The organism is Enterococcus phoeniculicola ATCC BAA-412 (assembly GCF_000407505.1).
Lineage (GTDB): Bacteria > Bacillota > Bacilli > Lactobacillales > Enterococcaceae > Enterococcus_K > Enterococcus_K phoeniculicola.
Genome location: NZ_ASWE01000001.1, coordinates 1,293,807 through 1,310,091 on the forward strand (window position 1 = coordinate 1,293,807; position 16,285 = coordinate 1,310,091).

Sequence of the window (16,285 nt, forward strand, 5' to 3'; positions counted from 1 at the left end):
GAAGTACCACGTTAGAAACATTATGATAGGAATAGAAATGAACAACGGAACTGTGACATTGATTTTGACAGATTTCTTTTCAGCAGATTCTACTACCTGAATACATACGATTTTCTTCATAGTTTTTATTAGATATGATATAATAATCATAGAGGAACAGGGAGCTTAAAGCTCCACTGTCCATTTGATAGAGAACTTTAGGAAATGAAGGTTGATTTCGAAGGCAACTTCAATTTTCTTAGTTCTCTTTTTTCTATGCTTCATATCTCGCTCCTTTCGTTGTATTTGTAAGTAACTACCTTACATTTATATTATATCTAATATTAGATATATAGTCAATAGTTTTTACTGAAAAGTTCAATTAATTTGGGCTTTTTTTTATTTTATTTCAAAGGAAAGAAGGCAGTTTGAATGAATAAAGATGATGATAACTTAATAGAAAAAGAAGCAAGTATTATTAAACAAATGCAAGAGCTTAAAGAGATTCAAGATAATAAAAGTATGGAAGAAGTAGCTGAGTTATTTTGGAATATGATTACTATCTACGGTTTGAAAATGGATGAGTTAGCATCTCTTAACTTCTACATTATGAAACGTTCACTAGAAACACCAGCGAATAAAGTTTTTCTCAAGGAGAGAATGAACCTTGATGTTGAAAAGCTAGGTGTTGACGGCATACTACAAGTTCAGAGAGCGCTGACTGTGACATACATGGAGCGACTAGCGAATGATTCCAAACGTAAAGACTAGAACAGATAGAGCTAGGTTCTATGGTTCTACTGTATGGCGTAATCTACGTAAGAGTATCTTAGAGCGTGACAACTATGAATGTCAGTGGTGCAAAGCTGAGGGGAAGCTAACAACTCAGTATGATTCCGTGCTAGAGGTTGACCACATCAAGGAACTGGAACAATATCCAGAGTTAGCATATGAACCCAGCAACCTCAGAACGTTATGTAAAGATTGTCATAACAAGAGACACGATCGAATGAACTATAGAGGCAATGAACGCAAAAGAAAGTGGGATGATGAGTGGTGGTAGAACGTAGTGATATTAAATACGATTTAAACAATGAAGTACCAAGACTTTGGATTAAGCTTGAAGAAGCAGGCGTGGTATCAATGACGAAACATTATGTTACTAACGGCGATACGCCAGGAACTAATGTAATTATTTTTATATACATTACTAAAGATAGTTCAGCGCAGAGAGTGTTGTCTATCGATCTACTAACAGATGTAGTGCTTAACCAATGATTAATAATAATATTCAAAGAATGAACAAAAAATAAGCTGATTGTGGGGACTGATATCCCCCCCATCGAATTATTTTGGGTCAAAGTGGGATCTCAGGGAACCGGTGGAAGGGGTCAACTAGAAAGAAAAACACTCTTTTCACACGTGACCCCCCTCCCCTTAAAATAGTTTATGAAAGTAGGTGAGCGAATGAGTACGCTAGAAGAGCGAGACAAGCTTGTAAAAAAAGAAAAAAATAGATTAAAAAAACTGTTCAAAGATATTCCAAATAATAAATTAAAAGCAGTAGATGGATTAATTATTCAAGCCGCAAGACTTAAAATCCTATTAGATGAAATGTGGATAGATATCTCTGAAAACGGAGATGTTGAAATGTTCTGTCAATCCGATAAACAAGATCCATACGAGCGAGAGCGCCCGATGGCGAAGCTTTTTAACTCACGAGACATGAGCTATCAAAGAATTATGAAACAATTGACAGATTTAATTCCTCTTGAAAAGGAAGGGGTAATGAATATTGATGATAGCAGTGATTTATTATGATTGAAGCAAAATATTTTGAAGAGTATAAGCAGCTAGTATTAAGTGGCGCTCATGTTGCTTGTCATAAACAATTGCTCCTTATCAAATACCTAGAGCAAAAGATTCTTAGTCGTGATGATCTATACATTAATTATGATATGCTAGAAAAATATATTAGATTCTCGGAAAAAAACTTTTTTCCACTCGCTGTATATCAAAAATTTATTGCGACTTTCATTTTTATGTACTGGAAGAAGAACGACAGGGTAGTGTTCCGTGAGTTCTTAATAACGATTGCTCGAGGAGCAGGTAAAAATGGTTTTCTATCAACGCTAGGTGCTTTTTTTATATCACCATTACATGGGATCAAAGGGTACAACTCAACAATAACTGCTAATTCAGAAGAACAAGCGAAAATGTCATTCGAAGAAGTTTATAATGTAATTCAAAGTAAAAAATTAACAAAACAATTTGATGCAAAGAAAACCGTTATCACTGGTAAGGCAATGAATTCCGTTTTTAAATTTAGAACAAATAATCCAAAAACAATGGACAGCGCACGAGATGCCTGTCTTTTTTTTGATGAAGTTCATGGATTTATAAATAATGGCCCAGTTAAAGTTCAAAGGTCGGGTTTAGGAAAAGTAGAAAATGCTAGAACCTTTTATTTTGGCACAAATGGCTATGTTCGCGAAGGATTCTATGATAAACAACTTGAACGGTCTATGAAGATACTCACTGGTAAAACGGATAGAATAGGATATTTTCCATTTATATGTACATTAGATTCTATAGATGAAATGGATGATATGTCTATGTGGGCTAAGGCCAATCCAATGTTTAATGAAAAAACAAAATATGCAGAACAAATTTTTGAAGAAGTAAAAGAAGATTACCTAGATTTAGAAGAAGAACCAAGTGGTAGACAAGAATTTGTCATCAAGCGCATGAATTTCACCGAAGGAAATGATGAGAGAGATGTTACTTCACAAGAAAAGCTTATGGCTACAAATAAAGCAATTCCTGATTTGGTGGGTCGCTCTTGTATTGCCGGGTTTGACTATGCAAGCATTCGAGATTTTGTCAGTGTCGGTTTGTTATTCAAAGTAGAAGGAAAATTCATTTGGATTCAAAAGAGTTTTGCTAGGAAGAAATTTTTAGATGTTTTCAAATTAAAGGCTCCCATTGAAGAATGGGAAAAACTAGGATTAATAAAGATTGTGGATGAACCATCTATTGAGCCCCAACATATAATTGACTGGTTAAATGAGCAAAGAAATTACTACTCAATTGATTTAGTTGTAGCTGATGGTTTTCGAATGGATTTACTCAAGCCGTTGTTAGAAAAAGAAGGGTTTGAGTATGAATTTTTAAGAAATCCAAAAGGAGTACAAGCAAAGGTTGCACCAATTATAGAAGATGGCTTCGCAAACGAACGGTTTATTTTTGGTGATAGTCCAATTATGCGTTGGTACACTCATAACACTTTCGTAAAAGAGGGGAATGACGGAAATAGAGCATTCTTAAAAAAAGAACCTGTCAGAAGAAAAACTGATGGATTCCACGCTTTTCTTGCAGCTTTATATAAGCGTGAAGAAATTTCTGATGTGAACTATGACGAAGCATTTGATTTGTTGGACGAACTTGATTTTTAGAAAGGATGACTACTTATGTATAAACCCCACTACTTAAATATGACCAGAACAAGCACTTTAGTTTATGGAGGAAATAAACCGTACTTGGTAAAGACAATCATTGAAAATACTGGTCGAAAACGGGAAAAGCTTGATGAGATACCAAATAAATCAGGCAGACGTATGTTAAAAAATACAAGATAGTTTGTAAATAAATTTGAAGGGTGGTGAAAGCTTGAGTTTATTAGATATTTTTAGAGGGAACAATGAAACTGATTGGATGTTAGATATTGAATTTGCAGAGAGCGTTGCTAATAGAGCCTATTTAAAATCAATCGCAAAAGATACAGTACTAAACTTTGTTGCTAGGACAATGTCCACCTTAGAAGTTACATTTAAAAATAAGGAGAATGTGGATGACTGGGACTATATATTGAATGTTCGTCCAAACTCAGACATGTCCGCAGCTACATTTTGGGAAAAGTTTTTTTATCGACTACTTGATGACAATGAGGTCTTAGTGGTTGTCACAGATGATAATCAGCTTTTAATAGCTGATGATTATTATAGGCAAGAATACGCTGTATACGAAGATACCTTTTCAATGGTAACCGTCAAAAATTATACATTTAAGAAGACGTTTAAAATGTCAGAAGTTATCTATCTTGAATATAATAATGACAAACTTGAAGTATTTATGAAGGGCTTGTTTGATGATTACGCTGAACTATTTGGCCGAATATTAGAAGTCGCTATGCGAAATAATCAAATTAGAGGGACTGTTGGTGTTGATAGTTCTGGAACTGTCAATAATCAAAAAAGCGAAAGTGGAGAGACTCGAACGGAACGGCTACAAAAGTTTATCGATAAGATATTTACATCGTTTAGTACAAAGTCAGTCGCAATTGTTCCAAAACTAAAAGGTTTTGAATATGAAGAGTATACCAATAAGCAAGGAGTTTCTAATCAGTCCCTTGACGAATTAAATAAGATGATTTCATCTTTGATTGATGTAGTAGCAAATGCCATAGGAGTTCCTACGGCACTTATTTATGGTGAAAAATCCGAGTTGGATTCTAATCTGAAGGCAATGAAAAAAACTTGTACCTCTTCATTAGTCAAAAAGCTTCAAGATGAGCTAGTTGCAAAAATACTAACTCGTCAAGAATATAGGGATGGCGAACGTATCAAAGTGATCAAAGTTTTACCAGTGAGCATTGTCGAAAACGCAACACAAATTGATAAAATTGTTTCTGCTGGTGCGTTCTACATTGACGAGGTTCGAGAAGAAAATGAATATGAACCTTTGCCAAATAAAGAAGGTCAAAAGATTATAATGACGAAAAACTATGAAGAACAGCTGGAAGGAGGTGAAAAATAATTATGACGGTAAAAATTAAAATTAATGGACCTATCGTATCAAATGATGATAAGTGGTTCTATGACTGGTTAGAAATGGATGCGACTAGCCCTAATGATGTGTTAAATCAACTACCTGAAACAAATGAAAATGTTGAAATAACTATAAATTCAGGTGGCGGATTGGTTGATCAAGGCAATGAAATATATACTGCTTTGCGAGCTTATCAAGGAAATGTGACCGTTAATGTGATTTGGGCCGGTTCAGCCGCGTCAATTATCGCTATGGGAGCGAATAAAGTTGCAATCAGTCCTGTTGGTCAAATGATGATTCACAACGTTTCTGGTGGTGGAGTAGGCGATTATCATGACATGGATAAACTGAGTGAGATATTACTAAAGGCCAATCAGTCTCTTGCAAATGCTTATGTTGCTAAAACTGGCAAACCAAAAGATGAAGTATTAAAGCTAATGGACGAAGAAACTTGGTTAACAGCTGAAGAAGCTCTGGAGAAAGGGTTTGTAGATGAAATTATGTTTGAAAATAACCATAAACCCGTACTAGTTGCTGATGCTGGTAGTGGGATTATTCCACAAAAAATAATCAATGAAATGAAGCGATTAAAGAAACAGCCATCAACTATGCAAGTGAATTTCAGTGAATCACAAGTGAAACAGATTGCTCAAGAAGTAAAAAAACAATTAAATGATGAAACTATAAAAATTGAGGAACCCGTGAATGTCTCGCCATTCGCTAAGTTCCTTTTTTAATACAAAAAACTGAGGAGGTCATGAAATGACTATTAAACTATCAAAAGATTTTGAAAATGCAAAATCCGCATGGATTGAAGCAGTACAAAATAATGAATCAACTGAAAAAGTAGGGGAGCTATACGGCTACATGCTTGATCAAATGATTGCCGAAGCTAAAAAAGCGGGGGAAACTGCAGCTGAATCGTATGCAGCTGGAACTAGTTTGGATGCAAAATTAAATGCTGAACAACGTAAATTTTTCAATGAAATCAATAAGGAAGTTGGCTACAAAGAAGAAACGCTGTTACCTCAAGAAACAATTGACAATATCTTTGAAGATGTAGTTACAGAACATCCATTACTTTCAGCAATTGGATTGAAAAATGCTGGTCTACGTCTCAAATTCTTAAAATCAGAAACAAGTGGAGTTGCGGTTTGGGGTAAAGTATTTGATGAAATCAAAGGTCAACTAGATGCATCGTTCAGTGATGAAGAAGCCATTCAAAACAAATTAACAGCTTTCGTTGTTGTTCCCAAAGATTTAACAAATTTTGGTCCTGCATGGATAGAATCATTTGTTCGCTTGCAGATTCAAGAAGCTTTTGCCGTTGCAATGGAGTTAGCTTTCTTATCCGGAACAGGGAAAGACCAACCTGTTGGGTTAAATCGGCAAGTTCAAAAGGATGTGGCAATTACTGGAGGGGTCTATCCAGAGAAAGCAACAAGTGGTAAATTAACTTTTGCTGATTCTAAGGCTACAATCAAAGAACTTACAGAAATGTATAAATATCATTCTACGAAAGAAAATGGAAAATCATTTGCGGTAGGTGGAAAAGTGGCATTAGTTGTGAACCCGACTGATGCATGGGGAGTTAAAGCACAATATACATTTTTAAATGCAAATGGTGTATACGTTACTGCCTTGCCATACAACCTAAGCATTATTGAATCTGTTGCTCAAGTTGCAAAAAAAGCTGTGTCATTTGTTGGAGAACGTTACGATGCATATACTGCTGGTGGTGTATCGGTTAAAAAGTTTGATCAAACACTTGCTTTAGAAGATTTAGATCTTTGTACCGCCAAAACCTTTGTTTACGGAAAAGCAAAAGATGATAAAGTAGCTGCTGTTTGGGATTTGGCAATCCCAACTGACAATGCTGAAGGTGGTTCGGGGGAGTAACACCGCCTAACGCTCGCAAGGCGACGGTAGACTATCAAAGCCTTACTGTGCCAGAACTAAAAGCATTGTTAGACGAGCGTGCAATTAAATATGCAGGCAATGCTAAGAAGCAAGAGTTAATTGACTTATTGGAGGGATGATGGATGAATGAAACTGTATTCGTAAATGAATATAAAGCCCGTTTCCGAATTTTTCATTCTTCCGAGGACGAAGATATTGGGAAACAGTTAGAAAGTGGGTTTTCCGATATCAAGTCTATCATCGGAGAATTCAACCCTAATGTGTATGAGAAAGGCAAAGAGTTAGTTTACGAGCGTACTCGATACCTTCGAAATGAAGCGTTAGAGTATTTCTACACCAATTTTCAAACAATGATTATGGATGCGTCAATTGACTTGGCAGGTGATTCAATTGCCGATTAATACTAAGTACAGAAGGTCTCAAATAGTAGCTGGTGATTTAAATACACCAGTTACTTTTTTTGAGTTTGTACCAGATGAAGGTCCTTATCCAGGAGAGGACAAAAAACAAGAATTGTACAAATGTACGTGCCTTGTTTACAATCCCTCGTCTAAAGATAGAGATATTTTGAACGGAAAAGGCACGAAAGAGGCGGTTACGATTAAAATTCGCGATCCTTATACTGATTACCTACCATCGAATAAGCATAAGGTCATTCTTGATGACTTCCGTTATAAAGATAAGATTTGGGATATTGTTGATCATGCACCAGATGTGGAAGACAATGACTTTATCAAAATTATCTTAGGTGTAACATCATGAGTGTAACTATAAAAGGTGAAGCAGAGATAATTAAAAATATTGAAGCGAAGCTTGGTAAATCAAAAGCGACTCGTGTTATTAACAAAGCTCTAAGAACTGCTGGAGAAAAAAATAAAGGAATAGTGAAAGAAGCCGTGTCTAGTTATATTGATAGCGGAAGAACACACGATTTAGTTATTACTAGTGGTGTAAAGAGTAATCCAAAACGCGTTGAGACAGGTTGGGCTTCAAAAGAGCGAGCTCCTTTAGTTCATTTAAACGAATTCGGCTATACGCGATTCGGTAAGTATGTAAGACCACGCGGCATGGGTAAATTACAAGGTGCGGTTGATAAAATCGAAAGTACTGCAATGAAAGAAATGCGGTCGGAGTTAGGGGAGTTAGTGAAATGAAAGATATGATGATGGAAATCTATAATGCATTGAAAGCTAATCCTGTAATTTTGGAAAAAGTCGGTAGTGACAGAATTAAGTTTTATGAATTGGTTGAGACTTTCGACACGACAAAACCGTTTATTATTATTGATGCGTTAGTACCACAACAAGCCGCATATTTCGCAAGTAACAAAGTTCTATCAAAGAAATTTAGTTATCAAATCAATGTTGAGAGCGAAAATGCATTAGTCACAAAAGAAATTGCAAAAGCAGTTGAAACAACTATGAGAGAAAATGGTTTCGGGCAACTAACTGGTGGCTTAGATACCTATTTTAAAGATACAAATCGATATGTAGATGCGCGTCGTTATAGAAAAAACACAAATATTTATGACACTGACTACTAGTTAGTGTCTATTTTTTAGGAGGAATTTTTAAATGGAAACTTATGGATTTTCAAAAATGTCAGTACGTAAATTAGACGAAAAAAAACAACCGGATACGACAGCAGAAATTTACGAAATTAAAGGTGTGCCAAAAGAAGGGGCTACATCAAGCTTTGATTTAACAGGTCTATCAAAGGAACCAGTAAAGGTATTTGGCTCAAACATTGAGTACTTTATTGTACGTAAAGGTGTAGGTTCAGTCGCTGCAAACTTCGGAATCTTAGATCTACCATCTAAAGTTGAAGATAAATTGCTTGGATATCTTGCAATGGATGAGGGTATTGTTGGTATGGGGGAAAATACAGAGCCACCTTTTGCAGCTGCTGTTGTTGAAGCAGAGGACCTATATGGCACGCCAATTGCGTTTGCTTTAACATGCGGTTCATTCACAAAGGATGGTCACTCATTAGCGACAACAACCGATGAAGATTTCAAGCCGGAACCTGGCGAGTATGTGTTCTCTGCTATTTCTCGTTCTATTACAATGGGAGAGAAAACAGAAAATCTACATGTATTGCGTGCAGTTGGAAAAGAAGCTGTTGATAAATTAAAAACAGTTGTTTTAGGCACGGCGGGGGAGGCATAATCCCCGCAACTGGTATTACAGTGTCACCTAAAACATCAACAGCAGTTGCGGGGACTGCAGGAACTAGACAACTAAATGCAATTGTTACACCTGAAAATGCTACGAACAAAAATGTATCATTTGAAATAAATCCAGTGACAGAAGGACTGTCAGTAACCAATAATGGATTAATTTCTTGGACAGAAGATGTCGCGCCTGGAACATACATTACGACTGTTAAAAGTAGTGACGGAGCGTTCACAGATTCAAACACTTTAACTTTAACAGAATAAAAATGGAGAAAGGTTAGTCTGAGTGACTAGCCTTTTTATTTTGAATTATTGGAGGAAAAAGCATGAGTGAAGCAAGACTAGATTTAACGATTAAAGGAAAAAAGAAAACGTTTGTACAAGACCATATTCCATACCGTAAGGCGTTGGATTATACCAAAGGCGAGGCTGAACTATGGCAGAAAGATGATAAAGGTAACGAGGTACCGCCAAAACAACATGAATTAGACGAGTACCGCGTGCGTTTTGTCGCCAACCTTTTTGACGATGAAGATGTGACTGAAGACACTGTGCTTGATGGTTTAGATGCTGAAGAAGCTTCTAAGGTGATTTCTGATCTCATTATGTATCGCGTTTTAGGATACAAAAAAGAGGAATCTGATCAAGAAGCAACAAAAAAGTAATAACAGCTGCTGAACATCATAAGTTGCAATTGGACTTAGTAAAGACAATTCTTGAACATTATCCCAATTGGTCTATCAACGATGTACTTGATACAGATATTACTTATCTATATGAAATTATGTTTATTAAAACACCGAAGAAAAAGAAAAAAGTGGTAAGACCACTTAGCGATTTGGTAAAAGGAGGTGGGTAATTTGGCAGGAGCAACACCATTAGGGAATATGGTCATAAAATTAGGATTGGATGATGCGGACTTTGGCAGAGGCGTATCTAATTCTAAAAAACAAGTAGGCTATCTAGCGAAAGAAATGTCAGCTAACATGAAAATAGCTGACATGGCAGGCGATAAAATAGGTAAACTTGGCACTAAATATGAAAGCTTAACAAAAATTATAGGTGCGCAAGAAAAACAAGTCGCTGCCTTGAAAAAAGCTTATGATGAGTCTTTTGTCGATGGGAAAGCAACAGACTCCACGAAAAGACTAGCCTCACAACTACAAGATGCAAACGGTAAACTAGCTAGTTATCAAACTCAATTAAAGAACACAGCTGGCGACTTAGCCGAATTACAAGTGAAAACTACTGGCGTGACAGGTAGTATCAATAAGTATAGCGATAAACTTATTTCTAGTGGTAAGAAAATTGAATCATTTGGAAATGGTTTAATTAAAGGTGTAACTGTTCCTTTTGCAGCAGCGGCCACAGCTGTTACCACCGCTGCTATATCTTGGGAAAGCGACTTCGCAGGGGTAAACTCTTTGCCCTCCCTTATAGTAATATAGGGGTAATTAAATCGAGCAAAAACGGTGAAGACTAATGTTTTATGGTATAATAAACGAGGATAGATAAGGAAGTCATGAGCTTTATCGAACAGGAGGTATCCGAACCTCCTTTCCAATGAAATTTGATTCGGAAACACTATCGGAGGTGTTAATATGAGCAAGTTAAAATTGACTTGTAAAAATTGTGGGAAAGACGTCTACAAAATGCCTAGTGAGGTAAGAAGTAGAAACATTTTCTGCGATAGAAAGTGTTGGAGCAAGTATCAAGAACAGTTTAGGCGAACAGAGAAATGCGATTACTGCGGGGAAAAATTTACTAAACGACAAAGTAATTTCAATGGTAAACACAAATTTTGTTGTAGAGAATGCAAAGATGAATGGCAAAAAGAAGGACTTAAAGGGAAAGAAAATCCATTCTTTAACAGGGAACATAGTACGGAAAGTATTAGTAAAATGAAAGCTACTTTAAAATATGTCAGATTTTCTGGGGAAGAAAATCCTAGATATTGCAGAGTTCCTGTAAAGTGTGAAGAATGTGGGCAAGTCACATTAAAGATACCGTACTTAATTATCAGAAGTGAACATCAGTATTGCTCAGAAAAATGTAGACATGTAGGACAATCTAAAATAGTTTGCGGAGAAAACAATCCTAATTATAATCCTAACTTGACTTCAGAAGATAGAAAAAAACGAATGAAAGTGTTAGGATATGTCCATTTTAAAAATACAGTCTTGAAAAGAGACGATTTTAAATGCGTTATCTGTGATTCTAAAGAGAACGTAGTCGTTCATCATCTAAACTCTTACCACTGGGATAAAGAAAATAGATTAAATCCTGATAACGCAGTTGTTCTTTGTCAGAGTTGCCACCTAGCATTCCATAAAATTTATGGTCAGAAATACAACACTATAAAACAATTTAAAGAATTTTATGAAACTCCTGCATCGTAGGGGTTTTTATTATACCCAAAATTATGTTAATACCGTGCTAACTTACTAGATTACGTAAGGCTAGTAAGTAGTGTAGAGCGTAGGAGCTGAATAAATATAATGCTCCCAAGAGTGTTCGAGGACTATTTTTTGATAGCCCAATATGTACGCCGAACTTATGGGAAACCATAAGAAGTGAGGGATAAAAAGCCCACACGATAACAAAACTGAAAGAAAACAAATGATGAAATTATTGATTCAACAGGAAAAGTTGTATACTCGTACAAAGATTTAGAAGATGGACTCAGAGGATTAGCAACAGAATTACCGAGCACGCACAAGGAGATTGCCGCCGTAGCAGAAGCTGGTGGGCAGTTAGGAATTGCAACAGATGATGTAGTGAGCTTTACCAAAGTTATGTTAGACATGGGCGAGTCAACCAATTTAGCTGCGGAAACTGCGGCTACAGAGTTGGCTCGGTTTGCTAATATCACTGGCATGTCTCATGACAAGTTTAGCAATTTAGGATCTGCAATCGTTGACCTTGGGAACAACTTTGCGACAACAGAATCTGAAATTTCTGCTATGTCACTTCGCTTAGCCGGTGCCGGGTCACAAATTGGCATGTCAGAGGGTGAAATATTAGGATTCGCAGCGGCATTGAGTTCTGTTGGAGTTGAGGCGGAAGCGGGTAAACAAAACTGCCCGACTACTTGGAAACAAGTAGCATAGAAATCGGCAAAATCGGTAGAACTCTTTAATAGACAATACCGAGGTAAGCGAGAACATCACTCGCCACCGTAGAGCATAGGGATTGAGCGTTAAGAGAGCAATAATATCCCCACGAGTGTCGATTACCCTAACAATTTAATTTGAGGGTAAAAATATATGCCGAACTTACTGGTAACAGTAAGAAGTAGAGGATAAAAAGCCTTTACGATAACAAAATTGGGTTCTGCCTTTTCTAAAGTAATGATTCAAATGCAGTTAGCAGTGGAAAAAGGAACAGGAGCTTTTACAGAGCTTGAAGAGACCGCAAACGCGGCAGGATACACAATAGGTGATGTAGGCAACGCTGTTGGAAAAGGTGGTAAAACACTTAAGTCGATGGCTGAAGCGTTAGGAACAAATAGCTCATCACTTAAAAAATGGTACAAAGAAGCTGATAAATCAAAATCATCTCTAGAAAACTTTTCGAATGTTGCTGGCGTAACCAGTGAAGAATTTTCTAAGATGTTCAAATCAAATCCTTCCGAAGCTATTATGAAGTTTGTTGAGGGTCTGTCTCACGCAGAAGAAAAAGGTACATCGGCAATAAAAGTTTTAGATGACATGGACATTAAAGAGGTTCGCTTACGAGATAGTTTGTTGCGCGCGGCTGGTGCAAGTGGCACATTCGGCGATGCTATCACTATGGGAAATAAAGCATTTAAAGAAAATACTGCATTAACAGCCGAAGCGAATAAGCGTTATGAAACAACTGAGTCAAAATTAAAAATGCTGAAAAACGAAGCAAAGAATGCAGCTATTGATTTAGGTGGTCCGTTTGTTGATGCTTTACGCGATGGTATGGAATCGGCAAAACCACTTATAAAATCATTAGGAGATTTAGCCAAAAAGTTTAGTGATGCTGATCCAAAAACGCAACAGATGATTATTAAACTAGGTGCGTTTGCAATGGCAGCTGGACCAGTTCTTTCTATAACCGGAAAATTAACATCTGGAATCGGTGGATTAGGTAAGTCATTTGTAGAGATGTCAGCTCAAATGGCCCAAAAGAAAGCAATCGCAGAAGTCAGTAAACAACTAGTAGAAGGCTCTGTTAGTGTGGACACTCTTTCAACAGCTTTAGGTGGCGGAGTAAAAAAACTCGGTCTATTCGGTGGTGCTGCAAGTAGTGCGGCAGGCTCAGGTGGGCTAGGAGCAATGGCCGCAACATTAGGCCCTCTAGGCCCGGCAATTTTAGGTATTGTTGGTGTTGGTGGCGCTCTTGCAGTTGGTTATGGTGCTTGGAAATTATTTGGAGAAGAAGCTTGGAATTCTAGCCAACGTGTAGAGCGTTGGGGTTCAGATGTTGGAGAAGTGACCGAGAAAACATTGACTAAAATCCAAGATGATACACAAGCCGCAACGGGTCAATTCGGACTCATGGAAGAAGGGCTATCTGGAAACACAGCTGGAATGGTTGAGAGCTTTGAAAAAGTTGGAGCAACAATTGAACAAAGCTTAATTAAGAAAATCGAAGGTTTGGATAAGCTTATTAGGGAACTGCCAGAAGGCATTGATAGTGCATTGGGAGAAATGCTTGAAAACGAGAAAGTCCAAGCAGAAGGTGCGCTAGAAGTAATACAAGCTAATTCAGAACGCATTACAGATATAAAAAGACAAGCGTCTAATGAGGGGCGAGAAATAAATGCTTCTGAAGCTAAAATTATTAAGAGCTTAAATCAAGACACATTGCAAAATTATGTTGACACGTTAGATTTAACAGTAGAAGAAAAGAAAAAAGTTTTGAGTGCCATGACAGGTGATGTCGCAAATGCCTCGGAAAAAGAAGCAAGTCTTTGGTTGCAGTCTCTAGGAAAACAGAGAGCCGCTGCAGAAGAAAATATGATGAAGAGTCGCAAAGAGAAAGAAAAATATCTTGAAGATTTAGGCTATAATCTCGATGGAGAATTTGCTCAGAAATTTTTAAAAGCGTGGGATGAAATTAACAAAACAACTGTTGACGGTTTTGACCAGCAAATGGCAACGATAACTGAGAAATATCCAGAGTTACTAAATAAGGTATATTTAGGTAATGGCCAATTAATTAGTGGATCAGACGAGATGGCTCAATTTATGATTCAAGACAATAAGGATATTGTACAAAGTGCTCAATCAATGGCAGATGAGCTTGCAGAAAATGCTCAAAATGTTGCAGAAGCACAAGCATGGACAGTCGATGAATTTGGAAATATGAAAACAGCTGCTGAAATTTGGAATAAACTGGAATTAAAAGATAAAGAAGGTAATATTAAATCAAATGCTGCAGAAATAGTTACAGAGGGTACGAAGGATATCACCAAATGGAATCAGATGAGAATGGTTTTACATGATGCAAATCTAGATTCAAACGCAAAACTCGTTATCGGAGAAGCAGCTATAGCTAATGGTCGATGGGATGGCATGGCTTGGGAAGATAAGCAAGCTGTTTTACAAGATGAATTTTCTCAAAACACCTTTAAAGCTTTAAGGGCTGGTGGAAAATGGGATGAAATGACTTTTGAAGAGAAAAAAGCGATTCTCTATTCTAATACTCCAGAAAAAATGGCTGAAACCATGCTAAATTTAGGCTTATGGGAAGAATATGAGCCTACAATTAAAGAATTAGAAGCGGATAATTATGAATTCTTGAATTCGCTATATGAATCAGAAGAAAAAATGAAAGCGTGGAATGAGTTACCTAGCGATACGCGTTATTTGTTGGTAGATAATCAAGATGTTTTAGATAAAATATTTACGTCTGAGAAAAACTTTGCTCGATGGAATAGCTTACCGGAAATTGAAAAACGGATGCTAGCAGATAACACAGACGTACTAGAAAAAGTTACTAATTCAGATTTAGAGTTAGAGAGATGGAATTCACAAGATGCAGAGAGTAAGAAATTAGTCATTAATAATGAAGAACTATATGAAAAAGTATTTGAATCTACAGAATCATTAGCTCGATGGAATTTTTTATCTGTTGAAGACAAACAACTTGCGGCTAATAACCAGGATTTATTAAGTAAATTATTATCATCGGGAAAAGAACTTGACTGGTGGAATGGTAAGACTCTGTTAGAAAAAACAATTGCAGCAAATAATGAAGACTTAAACAACAAAATCTATGAGTCAGCGGAATCCTTAGCAGCATGGAAGAATTTACCTGTTGAAATTAAAAAAATGCTTGCTGATAATGTGGACATCATGTCTAAAGTCAAAGATGGAACGATGTCTGTTGAAGAATACAATGCAATTGAAGCAGATTTAAAAGTTCTAAATGGCGATGCTACGAATGTGAAAACTGAATCTCATTCTGGTATCGAAGCAATAGATGAGTTTACAGGTAAAAATATTGATACAAAATTATTTAACGGTGATTCAACAGATGTAAAAAATGAATCAAATAGTGGAATAAAAGCTATCGATAATTTTACTGGTAAAAATGTTCCTGTTAAGAAATTAAATGGTGATTCATCAAGTGTTAAAAAAGCTGCTTCATCTGGCGAATCTTCGCTTTCCAGTTATAATCGAAACAATCCGGCTGGAAAAAGATTAGAAGGTACGTCATTTGGAGTTAGTTCTGCGGCTAAACTCGGTGGATTAGCACTAGACATTTACAGCAGAAATAATCCAGGTAACAAAACACTAAATGCTGTTGATAATGCTAGCGGTCCAGCATGGAATGCTTCAGAAGCTGTTGGGAATTTTGATTCTAAACCGTCAGTTATAACTAAAACGTTAAGTGTAGTTGCGGATATTGGATCAGGAATAGGGAAACTTTTAGGACTAGAAAAAGGAACAAGCTTTCACATAGGTGGGCCAGCCATTGTTAATGATCAAAAAGGACCAACTTATAAAGAACTTGTAATTCCAAAAGGTGGAGTGCCTTTTGTACCTGAAGGTCGAGATGTCTTTTTACCAGATTTACCGAAGGGTTCTAAAGTAATTAAAGCATCATTAACTAAAAGATTAATACCTCGATATGCTGACGGTGTTGGTATACCTCAAAATGCTCAAATCATTAAGCAGATGCAGACATTTAGCAACAGTTCAACTAGCAGTCAAAACCTAAATATTAACGTTGATCAAACAGAATTAATAAGTGTTATACAGTCACAACATACAGATATGATGTCTGTATTAAAAATGATTTTGCAGAAGAACCCTAATATTGAGCTGGATGGGACCATTCTTAATAAGATGCAAGATTCGCTTTTCGGAAGTAAATTATCACGATTGATGTACGGAAAGGGGTAGA

At 36.6% G+C, this 16,285-nt stretch carries 19 protein-coding genes and 2 pseudogenes; all 21 read left to right on the forward strand.

Going from position 1 to position 16,285, the window contains the following annotated elements:
* Nucleotides 1-411 precede the first annotated feature (411 nt).
* The 21 genes and pseudogenes from I589_RS06020 (at nucleotide 412) to I589_RS06110 (ending at nucleotide 16,284) form a co-directional block, all read left to right on the forward strand.
* Nucleotides 412-750, forward strand: a complete 339-nt coding sequence (locus tag I589_RS06020) for a hypothetical protein (protein ID WP_010769003.1) — start codon at nucleotides 412-414, stop codon at nucleotides 748-750.
* Nucleotides 728-1,042, forward strand: a complete 315-nt coding sequence (locus tag I589_RS06025) for an HNH endonuclease (protein ID WP_010769002.1) — start codon at nucleotides 728-730, stop codon at nucleotides 1,040-1,042. The genes I589_RS06020 and I589_RS06025 overlap by 23 nt, the downstream gene beginning before the upstream one ends.
* Nucleotides 1,036-1,257: a hypothetical protein gene (locus I589_RS06030; protein WP_034684435.1), complete on the forward strand. Its 222-nt coding sequence runs from the start codon at nucleotides 1,036-1,038 to the stop codon at nucleotides 1,255-1,257. Before I589_RS06025 ends, I589_RS06030 begins: the two co-directional genes overlap by 7 nt.
* A 189-nt stretch (nucleotides 1,258-1,446) precedes the next feature.
* Nucleotides 1,447-1,800, forward strand: a complete 354-nt coding sequence (locus I589_RS06035; RefSeq protein WP_010769000.1) for a hypothetical protein — start codon at nucleotides 1,447-1,449, stop codon at nucleotides 1,798-1,800.
* Nucleotides 1,797-3,434 carry a terminase TerL endonuclease subunit gene (locus I589_RS06040; RefSeq protein ID WP_010768999.1) on the forward strand — a complete coding sequence of 546 codons (1,638 nt, stop codon included), beginning with the start codon at nucleotides 1,797-1,799 and terminating at the stop codon, nucleotides 3,432-3,434. The genes I589_RS06035 and I589_RS06040 overlap by 4 nt, the downstream gene beginning before the upstream one ends.
* 15 nt (nucleotides 3,435-3,449) lie before the next feature.
* Nucleotides 3,450-3,617 carry a hypothetical protein gene (locus I589_RS18305; protein ID WP_010768998.1) on the forward strand — a complete coding sequence of 56 codons (168 nt, stop codon included), beginning with the start codon at nucleotides 3,450-3,452 and terminating at the stop codon, nucleotides 3,615-3,617.
* Nucleotides 3,618-3,648: 31 nt separating this feature from the next.
* Nucleotides 3,649-4,794 carry a phage portal protein gene (locus tag I589_RS06045; RefSeq protein ID WP_010768997.1) on the forward strand — a complete coding sequence of 382 codons (1,146 nt, stop codon included), beginning with the start codon at nucleotides 3,649-3,651 and terminating at the stop codon, nucleotides 4,792-4,794.
* A 2-nt stretch (nucleotides 4,795-4,796) separates the two neighbouring features.
* Entirely contained in the window at nucleotides 4,797-5,543 is a 747-nt protein-coding gene (locus I589_RS06050; RefSeq protein WP_010768996.1) for a head maturation protease, ClpP-related, read from the forward strand.
* Nucleotides 5,544-5,568: 25 nt separating this feature from the next.
* Nucleotides 5,569-6,705, forward strand: coding sequence for a phage major capsid protein (locus I589_RS06055; protein ID WP_010768995.1), 1,137 nt, complete (start codon nucleotides 5,569-5,571; stop codon nucleotides 6,703-6,705).
* A gap of 41 nt (nucleotides 6,706-6,746) precedes the next feature.
* Nucleotides 6,747-6,845: pseudogene (locus I589_RS18040) on the forward strand (HeH/LEM domain-containing protein); the annotation flags it as partial.
* A gap of 3 nt (nucleotides 6,846-6,848) precedes the next feature.
* A complete protein-coding gene (locus I589_RS06060) occupies nucleotides 6,849-7,127 on the forward strand; it encodes a hypothetical protein (protein ID WP_010768994.1) in 279 nt (92 codons plus the stop codon).
* Entirely contained in the window at nucleotides 7,087-7,488 is a 402-nt protein-coding gene (locus I589_RS06065) for a phage head completion protein (RefSeq protein ID WP_034684437.1), read from the forward strand. Before I589_RS06060 ends, I589_RS06065 begins: the two co-directional genes overlap by 41 nt.
* Complete coding sequence (locus I589_RS06070) at nucleotides 7,485-7,880, forward strand: hypothetical protein (protein WP_010768992.1); 396 nt, start codon at nucleotides 7,485-7,487, stop codon at nucleotides 7,878-7,880. Before I589_RS06065 ends, I589_RS06070 begins: the two co-directional genes overlap by 4 nt.
* Complete coding sequence (locus I589_RS06075; RefSeq protein ID WP_010768991.1) at nucleotides 7,877-8,269, forward strand: hypothetical protein; 393 nt, start codon at nucleotides 7,877-7,879, stop codon at nucleotides 8,267-8,269. Before I589_RS06070 ends, I589_RS06075 begins: the two co-directional genes overlap by 4 nt.
* A 31-nt stretch (nucleotides 8,270-8,300) precedes the next feature.
* Nucleotides 8,301-8,894 (forward strand): major tail protein, encoded by a 594-nt coding sequence (locus I589_RS06080; RefSeq protein WP_010768990.1) that lies wholly within the window; start codon nucleotides 8,301-8,303, stop codon nucleotides 8,892-8,894.
* A 20-nt stretch (nucleotides 8,895-8,914) separates the two neighbouring features.
* Nucleotides 8,915-9,166, forward strand: a complete 252-nt coding sequence (locus I589_RS06085) for a hypothetical protein (protein ID WP_034684438.1) — start codon at nucleotides 8,915-8,917, stop codon at nucleotides 9,164-9,166.
* Between the two features lie 62 nt (nucleotides 9,167-9,228).
* On the forward strand, nucleotides 9,229-9,567 hold the full coding sequence (gene gpG, locus I589_RS06090) for a phage tail assembly chaperone G (RefSeq protein WP_010768989.1): 339 nt from the start codon (nucleotides 9,229-9,231) through the stop codon (nucleotides 9,565-9,567).
* Between the two features lie 186 nt (nucleotides 9,568-9,753).
* A complete protein-coding gene (locus I589_RS06095; protein ID WP_428829661.1) occupies nucleotides 9,754-10,350 on the forward strand; it encodes a hypothetical protein in 597 nt (198 codons plus the stop codon).
* Nucleotides 10,351-10,503: 153 nt separating this feature from the next.
* Nucleotides 10,504-11,301, forward strand: a complete 798-nt coding sequence (locus I589_RS17760) for an HNH endonuclease (RefSeq protein WP_010768987.1) — start codon at nucleotides 10,504-10,506, stop codon at nucleotides 11,299-11,301.
* 210 nt (nucleotides 11,302-11,511) lie between these two features.
* A pseudogene (locus tag I589_RS06105) lies at nucleotides 11,512-11,973 on the forward strand (phage tail tape measure protein); the annotation flags it as partial.
* A 279-nt stretch (nucleotides 11,974-12,252) separates the two neighbouring features.
* Complete coding sequence (locus tag I589_RS06110) at nucleotides 12,253-16,284, forward strand: phage tail tape measure protein (RefSeq protein WP_010768985.1); 4,032 nt, start codon at nucleotides 12,253-12,255, stop codon at nucleotides 16,282-16,284.
* Nucleotide 16,285 lies beyond the last annotated feature (1 nt).